Genomic DNA, 16,113 nt, shown 5'->3' with positions numbered 1-16,113 from the left:
CCGTCCCGCGCCTATAATGGCGCCCTTTGCCACTGCCGGGAGCCCGCGTGACCCACCGACTCGAGGATGTCATCGCCCTGTTCGACGGCCTCTTCCAGGAGACCTTCTCCACCCGCCTCGTCCGGGGAGGCGATGAGCCGCTCTACCTGCCGGCGGATGAAGCCTGCCGCTGGCACCGGGTGATCTTCGCCCGGGGCTTCTTCGCCAGCGCCCTGCACGAGGTCAGTCACTGGTGCATCGCCGGGGCCCGTCGGCGGGAACTCGAGGACTACGGCTACTGGTACCTGCCGGACGGACGCGATGCCGTCGAGCAGCGCCAGTTCGAGGCGGTCGAGGTGGCGCCCCAGGCGCTGGAGCGGCTCTTCTCGCGGGCCAGTGACCTGCCCTTCAACGTCAGCGTCGACAACCTGGGCGAGGTGGAGGTCGACCGCGAGGGCTTCCGGGCGCGGGTCGAGGCGCGAGCCGAGCGCTACCTTCACGAGGGCCTGCCGGCTCGCGCGGCGGCCTTCCGCCGGGCCCTGACCGCCTTCTACCGGGAGGGCGAGAGCCTGGAGGCCGCCTTGGCCCAGGGGCACCGCGTGCTGAGCGGCGTCGCGTGCTGAGCGGAGCTACCGGCCGGGTCGCGGGTCGTCGGAGCGGTCGACTAGGCTGAAGGCATCTTCCGCCGACCGGAGGCCGCCCGTGGCCGACGCCTTGCCCCAGGAACAGCGCTTTCTCGACGCCCTGCGCCATGATGACTGGCCCGCCCCCGAGCAGGAGCGGCGGCTCGATGAGGTCGGGCTCGACCGCGAGGCGCTGGTCGAGCTCTTCGAGTCCCAGCTGACCAGTCGCCACCTCGATCTCCATGCCCGCCGACTGCAGGCCCGGGGAGAGGGGTTCTACACCATCGGCAGTGCCGGCCACGAGGGCAATGCGGCCATAGCCAGGGCCTTTCGCCCCGACGACCCCGCCTTCCTGCACTATCGCGACGCCGCCTTCCTGATCCAGCGCAGCCATGCCGTGCCGGACCAGACGCCGATCCGCGACCTTCTGTTGAGTTTCGTCGCCTCCGCCGATGACCCGATCTCCGGGGGGCGCCACAAGGTGCTGGGGTCGAAGGCCCTGCATATCCCGCCCCAGACCAGCACCATCGCCTCCCACCTGCCCAAGGCGGTCGGCGCGGCCCACAGCCTCGGCCTGTGGCGTCGCCTGGGGGGCGGCGGAGAATGGCCGCAGGACAGCGTGGTGGTGTGCAGCTTCGGGGACGCCTCCTTCAACCACTCCAGCGCCCAGGGGGCCCTCAATGCCGCCGGCTGGGCCGCCTGGCAGGGCATGCCCATGCCGCTGGTGATGGTCTGCGAGGACAACGGCCTCGGCATCTCCATGCCCACGCCGCCCGGCTGGATCGCGGCCAGCATGCAGGGGCGTCCCGGCTTCCACTACCTCGAGTGCGACGGCCTCGACCTCCTGGACACCTGGCGGGCGGCCCGCGAGGCGGCCCACGCCGCCCGCATCCACCGTCGGCCGGTGTTCCTGCACATGCGCTGTGTCCGGCTGTACGGCCATGCCGGGTCGGACGCCGAGCAGGCCTATCGCTCGGCCGCGCGCATCGAGGCCGACGAGGCGCGCGACCCGCTGCTGGTCAGTGCGGGGCTGCTGCGCCGTCACGGCGTGCTCTCGGTGGACGAGATCGCCGAGCGCTACCGGGCGATCGGTGACCGGGTGGCCCGCGAGGCCGAGGAGGTCATTCGGCGGCCGAAGCTTTCGCGCGCGCAGGAGGTCATGGCGAGCATCGTGCCGCCGCCACGGGCCGGTCGCCGGAAGGACTGGCAGGGCGAGGTCGACACCACCCCGGCCCCCATGGCCAGGCTGATCAATCAGGCGCTGCAGCGCCTGATGGCCCGCTATCCGCATCTGGTGATGGCCGGGGAGGACATCGGGCGCAAGGGGGGCGTCTACGGCGTCACCCAGCGGCTGCAGGCGCAGTTCGGGCCCCATCGGGTGATCGACACCCTGCTCGACGAGCAGAGCATCCTGGGGCTCGGCATCGGCCTCGCCCAGAGTGGCCTGGTGCCGATCCTCGAGATCCAGTTCCTCGCCTACCTGCACAACGCCGAGGACCAGCTGCGGGGCGAGGCCGCCACCCTGAGCTTCTTCTCCAACGGCCAGTACACCAACCCCATGGTGGTGCGCATCGCCGGGCTCGGCTACCAGAAGGGTTTCGGCGGCCACTTCCACAACGACAACGCCATCGCCGTGCTGCGCGATATCCCCGGCCTGCTGGTGGCCTGTCCCGCCAGTGGTCAGGAGGCGGTAGGGCTGCTGCAGGAAGCGGTGCGGCTGGCCGACGAGGAGCAGCGGGTGGTGGTGGTGCTCGAGCCGATCGCCCGCTACCACGGCCGGGACCTGCTGGAGGAGGGCGATGACCGCTGGTGCTTCGCCGACCCGGGCCCGGAGTACCGCCTGGCGGTGGGCGAGCTCGGCCAGTGGGGAGAGGGGCGTGACCTGGCCATCGTCAGCTACGGCAACGGGATCCACCTGTCGCGACAGGCCGCCGTGCGCCTCGAGGCCGAGGGCATCGCGGTGCGCATCATCGACCTGCGCTGGCTCACCGCCATCGACCACGAGGCCCTGCATGACCGGGTGGCCGACTGTGCGCGGGTACTGGTGGTGGACGAGTGCCGCCGCAGCGGCTCGGTCAGCGAGGAGCTGATCACCGGCCTGGTCGAACGCGGCATCCCGGGGGAGCGCCTGGCGCGCCTGAGCGCCGAGGACAGCTTTATCCCTCTGGGGCCGGCCGCCACGGTCACCCTGCCCTCGGTGGAGGGGATCGTCGAGCGGGCCCTCGGCCTGGTGGGACGGCAGGGACGATAGCCCCCGTTCATTCCTCGGGGTCGTCGCCATCCATCAGCCGGCCATCGAAGGGCGCGACCTCTCGGGCCTCGCCCTCGGGGGCGAGGCGCAGGTGCAGGTGCAGCATCACCTCCACCTCGTGTTCCGGCCGCAGCGGCTCGAGACCCATCTCGCCGAACATGTCGCCCCGGGCACGGGACCAGTCGCCGGGCTCCAGCTCGCGGTAGAGGCTCTCGGCTGGCGCCAGCTCCACGAAGGGGTCGAGGCCGTAGGTGTCGAAGAGCCGCGAGATGGCCGCCTCGTCGTCGCCGACCCCCGCCGTGTAGAGTGTCTGGTTGAAGTGGTCGTTCTCCAGTTCCCGGATCACGTCCAGCGGGCTCACCCCGATGCTGTTGAGCTCCTCCAGGCTGTAACCGCCCAGCGAGACCATCTCGGCATCGAGCCAGTCGTCGTCGGGCTGGATCAGGGTATGCTTTATGCGCCCGTCGGGCAGCGTCCAGGCGATCGCCAGCGGCAGGCCGTCGTCATCGCCGGTCTCCACGGCAATGAAGCCGGGTGTCTCGTTCGTGCCGGAACCGGCCATGTCAGGATTCCTCGTGGTCGATGTCGTGGGGCGTCTCGCCAGGCGGCAGGCGGAAGAAGGCGCGGGCGGTCGCCGTGGTGGCGCGGGCCAGCTCGGCCTCCTCCATGCCCCGCCAGTGGGCGATCTCTCTCACGATCCAGGGCAGCAGGGCCGGCTCGTGGCGTCTGCCCTTGAGTTTGGCAGGTAAATTGCGCGGCAGCAGGTAGGGGCAGTCGGTCTCCACCATCAGCCGGTCCAGGGGGATCTCGCCCACCAGGTCGCGCAAGTGGTGGCCGCGGCGCTCGTCGCAGAGCCAGCCGGTCAGGCCGATGTGCAGGTCGAGGTCCCGGTAGCCGAAGAGCGTCTCGCGGTCGGCGGTGAAGCAGTGGATCACGGCGTCCCCGATGTCGTCGCGCCAGGCATGCAGCATCTCCCGCATGCGTCGCCCGGCATCCCGCTCGTGGAGGAACAGCGGCTTGCCGCTCTCCGCCGCGAGGCCGAGCTGGGCCTCGAGGGCGTGCTCCTGCTCGGCGGGGGTGGAGAAGTTGCGGTTGAAGTCCAGGCCGCACTCGCCCACCGCCACCACCTCGGGCTGGCGATGCAGCTCGCGCATGGCCGCCTCCAGCGTCGGTTCCCATCGGCTGGCGTCGTGGGGGTGGACCCCCGCCGTGGCGTAGAGCCCCGGATGGCGTTGCGCCAGGGCCACCGCCTGCTCGGCGTGCTCCCGGTCGGTGCCGGTGAGGATCAGGGTGGTCACGTTGGCGGCCCGGGCGCGCTGGATCGTCGCCTCGAGGCCGCGGGCGAAGCTCTCGTGGGTCAGGTTGGCGCCGATGTCGACCAGCGGGGCCGGTGAACGGAACCTCAGCGCCTCGGGCAGCACGTCATCGAAGGGGGGCGTTGCGTCGGCCACGGCGAAACACTCCTGTGAAAGCGGGCGCGCATTGTACCCGGGAGTGGGGGGGTGGGGCCACGCCGGCCCGGCCATGCGTTACACTAGCGACCTTGATGACTGAAGAGGTGAACGCGTGACCCTGCTACGTCTGGAACAGCTGCAACTGGCCTACGGTACCCATGTGCTGCTCGACGGCGCCGACCTGGTGCTGGAGAAGGGCGAGCGCCTCGCCCTGGTGGGACGCAACGGCACCGGCAAGTCGACCCTGCTGAAGATCGTGGCGGGGGAGGTCCAGGCCGATGGCGGCAGCATCTGGCGCGCGCCGGGGCTGAAGATCGGCGTGCTCGCCCAGGAACTGCCGGACGCCTCCGGCCAGACGATCTTCGACGTGGTGGCCCAGGGCCTCCCCGAGGCCGGTGAGCTGCTCTCCGAGTACCATCACCTGATCCACGAGGCCGAGCCGGACATGGATCGCATGGCCAGGCTGCAGACCCGCATCGAGGCCATCGACGGCTGGTCGTTCCACCAGCGCATCGACGTCGTCCTGACCCGGCTGGGGCTGCCCGAGGAGGCCGAGATGGCCGACCTCTCCGGTGGCTGGCGCCGGCGCGTGGCGCTGGCGAGGGCACTCGTCGCCGAGCCCGACCTGCTGCTGCTCGACGAGCCCACCAACCACCTGGACCTGGACACCATCGCCTGGCTGGAGGAGCAGCTCGCCGACTTCAACGGCGCCGTGCTGTTCATCACCCACGACCGCGCCTTCCTCTCCAAGCTCGCCACGGCGATCCTCGAGCTCGACCGCGGGCGCCTGGGGCGTTATCCGGGCGACTACGCGGCCTATCAGGAACAGAAGAACCATGAGCTGGAGGTCGAGGCGCGGGAGAACGCCGAGTTCGACAAGAAGCTCGCCCGCGAGGAGGCTTGGATCCGCCAGGGCATCAAGGCGCGGCGGACCCGCAACGAGGGCCGGGTGAGGGCCCTGCAGCAGCTGCGCCATGAGCGCAGCGAGCGCCGCGAGCGCCAGGGCAAGGCCTCGCTGTCCGTGGACAGCGGCGCCCGCAGCGGCAAGCGGGTGGTGGAACTCCAGCACGTCACCCACCGCTTCGGCGACGAGGTGGTGATCGACGACCTCAGCCTGGAGATCCAGCGCGGCGATCGCATCGGCTTCATCGGCCGCAACGGCGCCGGCAAGACCACGCTGCTCAAGATCCTGCTGGGCGAGCTTGCGCCCACCGAGGGCAAGGTGCTGCTGGGGACCAAGCTGCAGGTCGCCTACTTCGACCAGCTGCGCGCCGGCCTGGAGCCCGAGAAGACCGTCTACGACAACGTCGCCCAGGGCAGTGACCGCATCAGCGTGGGCGGGCGTGACCGTCACGTGATGAGCTACCTGCAGGACTTCCTGTTCACCCCGGACCGGGTGCGCCAGCCGGTCAAGGCGCTCTCGGGCGGCGAGTCCAACCGCCTGCTGCTGGCCAAGCTGTTCACCCAGCCGGCCAATGTGCTGGTGCTTGACGAGCCTACCAACGATCTCGACGTCGAGACCCTGGAGCTGCTCGAGGAGCTGCTGCTCGACTTCGACGGCACCCTGCTGCTGGTCTCCCACGACCGGGCCTTCATGGACAACGTGGTGACCAGCGTGCTGGCCTTCGAGGGCGAGGGCCGGGTGCGCGAGTACGTCGGGGGCTACAGCGACTGGGTGCGCCAGGGGGGCAGGCTGCCGCCCGCCCCCTGGGAAGGGGCGGCGCGCCAGGGCGCCGAGCCGACGGCCCCGCCGGCGAGCGAAAGCGCGGGCCAGGCGAAGGCATCGTCCGGCGCCGCCTCCGCGTCGCGGCCGGTCAAGCTCTCCTACAAGCTGCAGCGCGAGCTCGACGGCCTGCCGGCCGAGATCGAGCGACTCGAGGGGGAAGTGGCGGCCTTCGAGGCGCAGGTGGGCGCGCCGTCCTTCTACCAGCAGGATGCCGAGGCCGTCACCGCGACCCTGCAGTCGCTGAGCGACACCCAGGCCGAGCTGGAAGCGGCCATGGAGCGGTGGATGGAGCTGGAGGCCATGGCCGCCGGCGAGTGATCGCGGCCATGACGTCGGGCCTCGGCCGGATGGATCGCCGCCCCGGGGGATGACCCCTTCACGAGAAAGGCGCCCGAGGGGCGCCTTTCCGATGGGGCAGGGAGCGGACTACTCCTCGCTCTTTTCGCCCACCCGCACGGCGAGCACGTCGCACCGGGCGCCATGCAGCACGCCGGTGGAGGTGGAGCCCAGCAGCAGGGCGAAGCCGTGACGGCCGTGGGAGCCGACCACGATCAGGTCGACGTCGTGCTCCTCGGAGAAGCGGTGGATCTCGGTGTCGGGCATGCCGACCACCACGTGCTGGTTCTCTTGGGGGATATGGGGGTCGGCGATCTCGGCGAGGCGCTGCTTGGCGTGCTCGTCGAGCTGGTCCTGGATGCTGGTGAGATCCATGGGGATATCACCGCCGTAGGCAAATCCCAGCGGTTCCAGGGTATGCATGATGGACAGCTTGGCCTTGTTGCGATCGGCGATCTGCATCGCTCGCTCGAGGACCTTGTGTGAGTCCTTGGTCAGGTCGACGGCGACCAGGACATGACGATATTCGTTGCTCATGGTGTGACTCTCCGTACAGCGTCCAGCGGGTCAGTTGATGCTTCAACTCTAGGACGCCCGGCAAGACAAGACAACGACTTGCGTCAATAATCACGAAGGAGACCACCATGGTCTGGTTACTCATCATCGTCATCGTCGGCCTGGTCTTCGCCCCGGCGATGTGGCTGAGGCCGTCACGCGGCCAGGAGCGAATGGGCAGGCTGCGCACGGCGGCCCGGAAGGCGGACGTGACGGTGAGGCTCGAGACCCCGCCGCTCCATGAATCGGGCGGCCCCATGGCGGCCTATCGCTGGTCCTATGCCCAGCTGCACCCGGGGCCGGACTTCGTCCTGGTACGCGACGAGGTGGCCAGCCCCTCGCTCAAGCCCCTCCGGGAGGGCTGGCGCTGGCGGATCGAGCCCCTGCGTCCTTTGCCGGACTCGGCCCGGGCGCGACTCGAGGAAGCCCTGGACGGGCTCCCCGAGGATGCAGTGGTGCTGGAGTCCGGCGCCCAGGCCCTCACCCTGTGGTGGGAGGAATCCCTGGAGGTCGAGGAGCTGGCCCGGCTAATGGAGCGCCTCTCCGCCCTTCGCGATGCCCTCTCGGGGCGACCCGACCGGCCGGGTGGGCGCCAACGGACGCCCTCGATGCCGCGCTGAGGCAGGTCAGTCCTGCGCCTCGCGGGCCTGGATACTGAGGCCGTTCTCCTCGATGCGCGACAGCAGGTTCGCCAGTTGCGCCACGTCCTCGTCCTCGAGGCCGGCCAGCATCTCGGAACGGGCCTGGCCGACCACCGCATCGATCTTCTGGAGCAGCGGCGTGGCCTCGGGAGTCAGGAAGATCCGCTTGGTGCGGCGATCCTGCTCGCAGCCGCGACGCTCGATAAGCCCCTGCTCGGAGAGCTGGTCCAGGGTGCGGACCAGGGAGGGCGCCTCGACGCCGATGGCCTTGGCCAGGTCGCACTGGGGTTGGCCGTCGCCGAGTCGCCACAGGTGGTAGAGGGTGATCCAGCGCGTCTGGGTCAGGCCCAGGGGGGCCAGGCGGCGGTCGAGGACGGCGCGCCACAGGCGCGGCACGCGGGATATCTGGAAGCCGATGTTCTGGTGCATGGGTCTGTGCATCCGCGGAAAGCCTGCCCGGATTGTCGGAACCACCGGCGAGGAATGCAAGCAGGCTTAACATTTCACCCCCGGTGAAACGGCCCCGGGGTGCACGCCAATGATCGCGCGCCGGTCATTTCTGCGCCGAGGAGGACGGGGCTGTCGTGGCCTCATCGGCCTGTTCCGGTGTGTCCTGCGTGGCGCTCGCTTCAGCTTTCGGCGCCTCCTCGGCGGGGGTTGCCTCGCCGTCCGGCGTTTCCGCCCCGGGCTCGCCGTCGGGCGTTTCCGCCCCAGGTTCGCTGGCCGCGCCGCCGGAGGACGGGGGCTCGGCCGACTCGGGCTTCGGCAGGAGCCGGCGGATGTCCAGGCCGGGAATGCCCGAAGGCGACTCGATCGTGCCATCGGCCAGGGTGGCCGCCTGGCCATCCTCGCTGACGGTGAAGCGCAGCACCCCGATGCGCTGCCCGCTGTCGGTCATCACGTCGATGCGCCACGAACCGCTCGGGTCCTCGGGGAAGTTCTGCTTGTGACTCCAGGCCCGATAGCCCTCCGCTCGCCCGCCCTGGATCTCCAGCGGAATGCTGTCGACCTCCACTCCATCCTGCCGCCAGACGTGCACGACCTCCTCATGCAGGCCGCGCGGGGCATGGATCGCCGTGTAGGCATAGAGCCCCGTGCCGGTCAGCGCCGTCGGCACCAGGCGCGTGCTGCCCTGCGGTCGACGCGCCTCGGTATCGAAACCCGGCGAGAGCGCGCTGCCCGAAATCCACAGGCTGGCCGGAGGCACCCAGGCACGGCCCATCCAGGCGCCGCCGGCCAGCAGGGGGAGCAGGGCCAGCAGCGCCAGGAACCGAGGCGTGGTCATCGGCCGCAGCAGTTGCATCAGGCTGGGCAGGCTGAACAGCAGCATGGCGGCGATGGCCAGCACCAGGCTCTGGCCAGTGGTCAGGTGCAGCAGGGTGGGCAGGGTGACCAGCACCACCACGAGCACGCACTGGGCGTGGAAGGCGAAGTAGAGCCAGCGGAGCCGCCCGGCCAGCCGGTAGTAGAGTGGGTCGAGGATCGACAGCAGGGACATGGCCAGAATCACCAGGGTGAAGATCGCCTGGCCGCTGCGCCACACCGTGGTGGCGAGCAGGAAGGGCAGGGTGAAGAACAGGGTCTCCTGGTGGATCAGCTGGACGATGAAGGTGGTCACCCCGCGGGGCAGCGTCGGATATCCACGCCGCGCCAGCATCCGGCCGATCAGGCTCTCGGACAGCAGCAGTATCCAGGCCATCAGCATCCCGAGGGCCAGCAGCCCGCCCAGCCACTGCTGCCGTTCCACCAGGAAGAAGCTGCACAGGCCGGCCACGAGGGCCATCGGCGGCCACAGCCAGCTCCAGGGCCGGATGCGCTCCACCAGCCGCTCGGTGCGTGCCTGCCAGGCAGGCATGCGCATGGGCGGCTCGCCGGAGGAGGGGCCGTCGGAGGAGGGGCCATCGGGATGGCGTGGGGCGTCGTTCATGGGCGCTTGAGTCATGGCGGTATCCTATCAGCACGGCGCCGGGTGGGGTGAGCCGCCAGGAAAGTGGCCACGCTCGACGAACGGCTCGACGAACGGCTCGACGACAGGCGCGACGAACGGGCTTGACGCTGGCGCTCGACTGTCCCAAGCTGTCAAGAATCAAACGGCCGTATGAATTCTTGCATGGAGATGGATGAATGATCTATCAAGGCAATGCCATCACGGTGGCGCGTGGTCTCGAGGGCGGGGGCGATGACATCGCCATTCTCACCATCGACCTGAAGGACGAGTCCGTCAACACGCTCTCCAGCGCCGTGGTCGAGGAGCTGGGCCAGGCCGTCGAGGCGATCCGGTCCGAGCGGGGCCTGAAGGGACTGGTGATCGGCAGCGCCAAGGAGGCCTTCATCGTCGGTGCCGACATCACCGAGTTCCACGGCATGTTCGAGCGGGGCGGCGAGGCGCTGCAGGGGATGCTCGAGCGGGTGCACGGCATCTTCAACGCCATCGAGGACCTGCCGTTTCCCACCGTCACCGCCATCAACGGCCTGGCGCTGGGCGGCGGCTGCGAGCTCACCCTGACCACCGACTTCCGCGTCATGGCCGAGTCCGCGAAGATCGGCCTGCCCGAGACCAAGCTCGGCATCCTGCCCGGCTGGGGGGGCTGCGTGCGCCTGCCGCGGCTCATCGGGGCCGACAATGCGGTGGAGTGGATCGCCGGCGGCACCGAGAACCGGGCCGACGCGGCCCTGAAGGTGGGGGCCGTGGATGCGGTGGTGCCCGCGGAGGAACTCGAGGCGGCGGCCCTGGATATCCTGAATCGTGCCAACGGCGGCGAGCTCGACTACCGGGCCCGCCGTGACGAGAAGACCTCGCCGCTCAAGCTGGACGCCATCGAGCAGATGATGGCCTTCGAGACCGCCAAGGGCTATGTGGCCGGCAAGGCGGGTCCGCACTATCCGGCGCCCGTGGAGGCCATCAAGGTCATCCAGAAGGGCGCCGGCGAGCGGCGTGACCGGGCCCAGGCCATCGAGGGCAAGGCCTTCGTCAAGCTGGCCATGGGCGACGTGGCCTTCAACCTGGTCGGGCTGTTCATGAACGACCAGGTGGTCAAGAAGAAGGGCAGCCGCTACGCCCGTCAGGCCCGTCCGGTCAACCAGGCCGCGGTGCTGGGGGCCGGCATCATGGGGGGCGGCATCGCCTACCAGAGCGCCTCCAAGGGCACGCCGATCCTGATGAAGGACATCAAGGACGACGCCATCGAGCTGGGGCTCAAGGAGGCGCGCAAGCTCTTCTCCAAGCAGGTCGAGCGCGGCAAGCTCACCACCGCCCAGATGGCCGAGAAGCTCACCAACATCCGCCCGACCCTCTCCTACGGTGACTTCGGTGGCGTCGACCTGGTGGTCGAGGCCGTGGTCGAGAACCCGAAGGTCAAGGACGCGGTGCTCACCGAGGTGGAGGGGCAGGTGACCGAGGACACCATTCTCGCCTCCAACACCTCGACCATCTCGATCAGTCGCCTGGCCGAAAACCTGAAGCGCCCCGAGAACTTCTGCGGCATGCACTTCTTCAACCCGGTGCACCGCATGCCGCTGGTCGAGGTCATCCGCGGCGAGAAGACCGGTGATGCCGCCGTGGCGGCGACCGTGGCCTATGCCCGCGCCATGGGCAAGACCCCCATCGTGGTCAACGACTGCCCCGGGTTCCTGGTTAACCGGGTGCTCTTTCCCTACTTCGGCGGTTTCAGCCAGCTGGTGGAGCAGGGCGCCGACTTCCAGCGCATCGACAAGGTCATGGAGCGGTTTGGCTGGCCCATGGGGCCCGCCTACCTGCTCGACGTGGTCGGCATGGACACCGCCGTGCACGCCGGCGAGGTGATGGCCGAGGGCTTCCCGGAGCGGATGGCCGGCATGGCCGGTGACCGGGGAGACGACAACGGCAAGAGTGCCATCCAGGTGATGTTCGAGAACGACCGCCTGGGCCAGAAGAACGCCAAGGGCTTCTACGCCTACGAGGAAGACAGGAAGGGCAAGCCGCAGAAGGTGCGCGACGAGGCGGCCATCGCCCTGGTCCAGGGCGTGGCGAAGGAGAGCCGCGAGTTCTCCGACGAGGAGATCATCGCCCGCATGATGGTGCCGCTGTGCCTGGAGACCGTGCGCTGCCTCGAGGACGACATCGTGGGCAGCCCGGCCGAGGCCGACATGGCCCTGATCTACGGCATCGGCTTCCCCCCCTTCCGCGGTGGCGCCCTGCGCTACATCGACGCCATGGGCCTTTCGGCCTTCGTCGAGCAGGCCGATCGCCTGGCCGAGGAGTTGGGGCCGCTCTATGCGCCCACCGAGAAGTTGCGCGAGATGGCCGCCGCCGGCGAGCGCTTCTACCCCGCCGGGTCAGGGGACTGATTCCACCACGAACGGTCAGGCAGTGACGGTCAGAAATCCAAGGAGTTATTGATGAACGTGAATCCGAGAGACGTGGTGGTGGTCGACTGTGCCCGTTCCGCCATGGCCAAGGCCAGGAACGGAGCCTTCCGGCACGTGCGTGCCGAGAACCTGTCCGCGTCGGTGATGCAGGCGCTTCTCGACCGCAACCCGGGGCTCGACCCGGCCGAGGTCGACGACGTGATCTGGGGCTGCGTCAACCAGACCCTGGAGCAGGGCATGAACATCGCGCGCAACGCGGCGATCCTCACCGGCATCCCGCACAGCGTGCCGGGCCAGACGGTCAATCGCCTGTGCGGGTCCTCCATGAGTGCGCTGCACATCGCCGCGGCCAATATCCAGGCCGGCATGGGCGATGTCTACCTCATCGGCGGCGTCGAGCACATGGAGCATGTCGGCATGACCCATGGCGTCGACGTCAATCCGGCGGCCAGCAAGCACGTGGCCAAGGCGGCCATGATGATGGGCCTGACCGCCGAACTGCTGGGCAAGATGCACGGCATCTCCCGCGAGCAGCAGGATGCCTTCGGCGTGCGGTCACACCAGCGGGCGCAGGCGGCCATGGAGAACGGCGGCTTCGACAACGAGATCGTCGGGATCGAGGGCCACGATGCGCGCGGCTTCAGGGTCCGGGTCGATCGCGATGAGGTGATCCGCGCCGACGCCAGCCTGGAGAAGATGGCCGAACTCAAGCCGGCCTTCGACCCGCGCAGCGGCACGGTCACCGCCGGTACCTCCTCGGCGCTCTCCGTGGGGGCGGCCGGCATGGTGGTGATGAGCGGCGAGCGGGCCCGGGCCCTGGGGCTCGAGCCCATCGCCCGCATCCTCTCCACCGGTGTGGCGGGCTGTGATGCCTCCATCATGGGCTACGGGCCGGTGCCGGCCTCGAAGAAGGCCCTGAAGGCCGCCGGCCTGACCACCGAGGACATCCAGACCGTGGAGCTCAACGAGGCCTTCGCCGCCCAGGCCCTGCCGGTGCTGAAGGACCTTGGCCTGCGCGACGCCATGGAGGAGAAGGTCAACCTCCACGGCGGGGCCATCGCCCTGGGACATCCGCTGGGATGCTCGGGGGCACGCATCAGCACCACCCTGCTCAACGTGATGCAGGAGCGGGATACCACCCTCGGCCTGGCCACCATGTGCATCGGCATGGGGCAGGGCGTGGCCACGGTGTTCGAGCGGCTGAGATAGCCTCGACGCCTCATCCCATGACCTTGCCACAACACTTGCCACAACGCAGGACGGCACCCCTCGGGGTGCCGTCCTGCGTCATGGTGCGTGTGCCCGGCCCGCGGCACGGCGTGAGGGCGATCAGTCGGTCGCGGCGGCCATCTCGTCCTCATCGATCCATCCCTGCTCGCGGTAATAGCGCAGGGCGCCCTCGTGCAGGGGCGCGGTGAGCCCGTCATGGATCATCTCCTGCGGGGTCAGTGTCCCGAGCGCCGGATGCGAGGCCTTGAAGCGATCGAAGTCCTCGAAGACCGCGGCCACCAGTCGGTAGACCACGTCGGGATCGGTGTCTGCCGAGGCGACCAGGGTGCCCTTGACCCCGAAGGTGTGCACGGCCGGCTGGTCCACGCCGTAGAGGTCGGCGGGGATCCAGGCGCGCGTGAAGTAGGGGTAGGCATCCACCAGCAGGTCGATGGTGTCGCCCTCCACGTCCACCAGGACGGCATCGCACAGTCGGATGGCCTTGGCCACCGACGCGTTGGGATGACCCACGGTATAGACCATGGCGTCGATGTTGCCGTGACACAGCTCCAGCGCCTGCTGGTCGGCTGGCAGGTTGTGGATCGAGCGGAAGTCGCTACGGCTCCAGCCCCTGGCATCCATCAGCCTCAGCATAGTGCCGCGCTGTCCCGAGCCCGGGTTGCCGATGTTCACCGAGTGCCCGGGGAGATCGTCCAGGCTCTTGATGCCGGAGTCCCGGCGCACCACCAGGGAGAAGGGTTCGTTGTGCAGCGAGAAGACCGACCGCAGCTTCGGGTCCGGCCCATCCTTCAGGAACCCCTCCGTGCCCAGGGTGGCATAGAGGTGGAGGTCGGACTGGGCCAGGGCGATCTTCAGCTCACCCCGTCGCAGGGCCCTCAGGTTGGCGCTGGAGCCATCGGTGGGTTGCGCCCGACAGGGCGCCTCCAGGGTGCGACACAATGCTCGCCCGACCACATGGTACACCCCTGCCGGGCTGGCGGTGGCGATGACCAGGGGCTCCTGGTCCTGTGCCGCGACCGGGCCCGAGAGCAGCAGACTGCCCAGGAAGGCAGCCAGGAGTCTGGCGGATGATTTCATGAAGCACCTCATTGCGAGATAGCCAACCAGGGAACCCTGGACCAAGGGAGGGGCCGGGGGGAGAAGCCAGGGGCTGCCCCGAGATGTCTGGCCGACAGGATTGCGCCTGCATGGCGGTGTTTGTTCTGGTTCTTGGTGTCGTTTCTTGGTGCCGTCTTCAGTTCTGTGTTGTTTTTCAGTATGTGCTCAATCAGCAGTTTCTTCTATGTTTCCGACTGTTGATGCGACACCTTTGAGGTATAGCATGATGCGTCCGTGTAAAGGGGTAATGAGACCATCAACTTTGGTCGCGAAAAGCCTACTTTCGTGTGATACGGGCTACAGGATGCCGCTGTCGAGTCCCGCGGCCATCGCCATCCCCAGCTCCTCCACCCGATCCGCGAACCCCTGCTGCCAGTCACCGCGCAGGATCAGCGGCGCCTGCACCCACTTCCAGCGCAGGCCGGTGACGATACTCTCCACCGCTCGTCGGGTACCCGTGCCGTCATGGCCGGCGCGCACGTAGAGGGCACAGGGCAGCCCCTGCTTCTCCTCCAGCACGGGATAGTAGCTGCGGTCGAAGAAGTCCTTGAGGGCGCCGCTCATGGTGCCCAGGTTCTCGGTGGTGCCGAGCAGGATGGCATCGCAGGCCCGCACGTCCTCGGGGCCCGCCTCCAGCGGCGGCATGACCACCACCTCCACGTCCTCGATGTCCGGATGGCGGGCGCCGCGCGCCGCGGCTTCCCGCAGCCGGAGGGTGTTGGGCGAGGGCGCATGGGCGACGATCAGCAGGCGAGGCATGGTGGTCTCCCGGGGTGAACTCGTGGCTGCCGGCCATCATGCCATGGCCGGGGAGCGTTGACAGGCGCCGGGCTTTCTCCGACGCTGAGTCGGCGTCGTCACCCCGACAACTCGACATCCAGGGAGGTTGATCATCATGGCCTTTGCACTCTCGACCATGCAGCTGGACAGCTCCGCCTTCGCGGCGGGCGGCTCCATTCCCACGCAACACACCGGAGAGGGCAAGGATACCTCGCCGGCGCTCTCCTGGCAGGGCGCCCCGGAGGGCACGAAGGGCTTTGCGCTGATCTGCCACGACCCGGATGCCCCCCTGGTGCAGAACGGCTCCTACGGCTTCGTGCACTGGGTGCTCTACAACCTGCCCGCCTCCACGACCTCGCTCGAGGAGAACAGCGGCCAGGGGACCTCCGGCATCAACGACATGGGCAAGCCGGGCTACGGCGGCCCCATGCCGCCGGAGGGCCACGGCGTGCACCACTACTACTTCTGGGTGCTGGCGCTGGACAAGGCCACCGACCTGCCGGAAGGCCTCTCGCTGCCCGAGCTGCTCAAGCAGATCGAGCCGCACCTGATCGGCATGAACCGCCTGGTGGGCACCTACCAGCGCGGCTGAAGTTGGCGGCGCCTTGTCGCGCCCCGGCAGGAAAGACGGGCCCGCGTCGCAAAGCGACGCGGGCCCGCTTCGTGTCTGCACCGGCTCAGCGATCGACTCGTTCCAAGTTGCCCCCTGTCGGCAATCACGACGGAGGCTGTAGGTGATGGCGTACAACGAACAAGACATTGCAGACAACAACGCCAAGAACGTCATATCGGCCGGGCAATATTAGGATATGGCGGCTACGATGGGGCCATGACCGGCCATGCAGTGGGACAGCAGGGATGCCACAGCCAGCAACCACTTTCGATTCATTCTGCTTGAAGCCCGCCCGCGGTAATGGAGTTCGTGGGGATGTCTCTTTCAGCGCGAATGAGGGGCCTTTTTCGACCCAAAGCCGACATGCCGGAAAATTCAGGAGGCTCGTTCATTGGGGTTGAAAAGTTATGGTTTGCCCCCGACTATAATAAGACTTCCATTTTTAAGACGCAGTCTGAAGCGCTAGATTCAAAGGAGAAA

The 16,113-nt window shown here is 68.6% G+C and carries 14 protein-coding genes; 7 read left to right on the top strand and 7 right to left on the bottom strand.

Annotated features, from left to right (window positions below; genetic code table 11):
• The first annotated feature begins 47 nt into the window (after nt 1–47).
• Nucleotides 48–602 carry an elongation factor P hydroxylase gene (locus BOX17_RS02730; protein ID WP_071941949.1) on the top strand — a complete coding sequence of 185 codons (555 nt, stop codon included), beginning with the start codon at nt 48–50 and terminating at the stop codon, nt 600–602.
• 79 nt (nt 603–681) lie between these two features.
• A complete protein-coding gene (locus tag BOX17_RS02725) occupies nt 682–2,853 on the top strand; it encodes a thiamine pyrophosphate-dependent enzyme (protein ID WP_071941948.1) in 2,172 nt (723 codons plus the stop codon).
• Nucleotides 2,854–2,860: 7 nt separating this feature from the next.
• On the opposite strand, the gene BOX17_RS02720 is transcribed toward BOX17_RS02725, so the two are convergent.
• Both BOX17_RS02720 and BOX17_RS02715 read right to left on the bottom strand, forming a co-directional pair.
• Entirely contained in the window at nt 2,861–3,415 is a 555-nt protein-coding gene (locus BOX17_RS02720) for a hypothetical protein (protein WP_244272197.1), read from the bottom strand.
• 1 nt (nt 3,416) lies between these two features.
• Nucleotides 3,417–4,304: a TatD family hydrolase gene (locus tag BOX17_RS02715; protein WP_071941947.1), complete on the bottom strand. Its 888-nt coding sequence runs from the start codon at nt 4,302–4,304 to the stop codon at nt 3,417–3,419.
• A 115-nt stretch (nt 4,305–4,419) separates the two neighbouring features.
• On the opposite strand from BOX17_RS02715, the gene BOX17_RS02710 reads away from it, so the two are divergent.
• Nucleotides 4,420–6,351: an ATP-binding cassette domain-containing protein gene (locus BOX17_RS02710; RefSeq protein ID WP_071941946.1), complete on the top strand. Its 1,932-nt coding sequence runs from the start codon at nt 4,420–4,422 to the stop codon at nt 6,349–6,351.
• 108 nt (nt 6,352–6,459) lie between these two features.
• Here BOX17_RS02710 and BOX17_RS02705 read toward each other — a convergent pair whose 3' ends face one another.
• Nucleotides 6,460–6,906, bottom strand: a complete 447-nt coding sequence (locus BOX17_RS02705) for a universal stress protein (RefSeq protein WP_071941945.1) — start codon at nt 6,904–6,906, stop codon at nt 6,460–6,462.
• A 107-nt stretch (nt 6,907–7,013) separates the two neighbouring features.
• On the opposite strand from BOX17_RS02705, the gene BOX17_RS02700 reads away from it, so the two are divergent.
• Complete coding sequence (locus BOX17_RS02700; RefSeq protein ID WP_071941944.1) at nt 7,014–7,544, top strand: preprotein translocase subunit YajC; 531 nt, start codon at nt 7,014–7,016, stop codon at nt 7,542–7,544.
• A 6-nt stretch (nt 7,545–7,550) separates the two neighbouring features.
• Here the strand turns inward: BOX17_RS02700 and slyA are convergent, their stop codons facing one another.
• Nucleotides 7,551–7,994 carry a transcriptional regulator SlyA gene (gene slyA / locus BOX17_RS02695; RefSeq protein ID WP_071941943.1) on the bottom strand — a complete coding sequence of 148 codons (444 nt, stop codon included), beginning with the start codon at nt 7,992–7,994 and terminating at the stop codon, nt 7,551–7,553.
• Nucleotides 7,995–8,118: 124 nt separating this feature from the next.
• Nucleotides 8,119–9,507 (bottom strand): DUF5924 family protein, encoded by a 1,389-nt coding sequence (locus BOX17_RS02690; RefSeq protein WP_425268702.1) that lies wholly within the window; start codon nt 9,505–9,507, stop codon nt 8,119–8,121.
• Between the two features lie 182 nt (nt 9,508–9,689).
• Here BOX17_RS02690 and fadB point away from each other — a divergent pair, with 182 nt between their 5' ends.
• Together fadB and fadA are read left to right on the top strand one after the other, a co-directional pair.
• Nucleotides 9,690–11,891, top strand: coding sequence for a fatty acid oxidation complex subunit alpha FadB (gene fadB, locus BOX17_RS02685; RefSeq protein WP_071941942.1), 2,202 nt, complete (start codon nt 9,690–9,692; stop codon nt 11,889–11,891).
• Between the two features lie 51 nt (nt 11,892–11,942).
• Entirely contained in the window at nt 11,943–13,121 is a 1,179-nt protein-coding gene (fadA, locus tag BOX17_RS02680) for an acetyl-CoA C-acyltransferase FadA (protein WP_071941941.1), read from the top strand.
• Nucleotides 13,122–13,241: 120 nt separating this feature from the next.
• Here fadA and BOX17_RS02675 read toward each other — a convergent pair whose 3' ends face one another.
• The gene (locus BOX17_RS02675; RefSeq protein ID WP_071941940.1) at nt 13,242–14,219 is read right to left on the bottom strand and encodes a TAXI family TRAP transporter solute-binding subunit; all 978 of its coding nucleotides are present in this window, start codon (nt 14,217–14,219) and stop codon (nt 13,242–13,244) included.
• Between the two features lie 318 nt (nt 14,220–14,537).
• Entirely contained in the window at nt 14,538–14,999 is a 462-nt protein-coding gene (locus BOX17_RS02670) for a flavodoxin family protein (RefSeq protein WP_071941939.1), read from the bottom strand.
• Between the two features lie 136 nt (nt 15,000–15,135).
• Between BOX17_RS02670 and BOX17_RS02665 the strand changes: the two genes are divergently transcribed.
• Nucleotides 15,136–15,612 (top strand): YbhB/YbcL family Raf kinase inhibitor-like protein, encoded by a 477-nt coding sequence (locus BOX17_RS02665; RefSeq protein ID WP_071941938.1) that lies wholly within the window; start codon nt 15,136–15,138, stop codon nt 15,610–15,612.
• Nucleotides 15,613–16,113: the final 501 nt, after the last annotated feature.

The organism is Halomonas aestuarii, from assembly GCF_001886615.1.
Lineage (GTDB): Bacteria > Pseudomonadota > Gammaproteobacteria > Pseudomonadales > Halomonadaceae > Halomonas > Halomonas aestuarii.
This window is presented reverse-complemented; position numbering and strand designations above follow the sequence as displayed.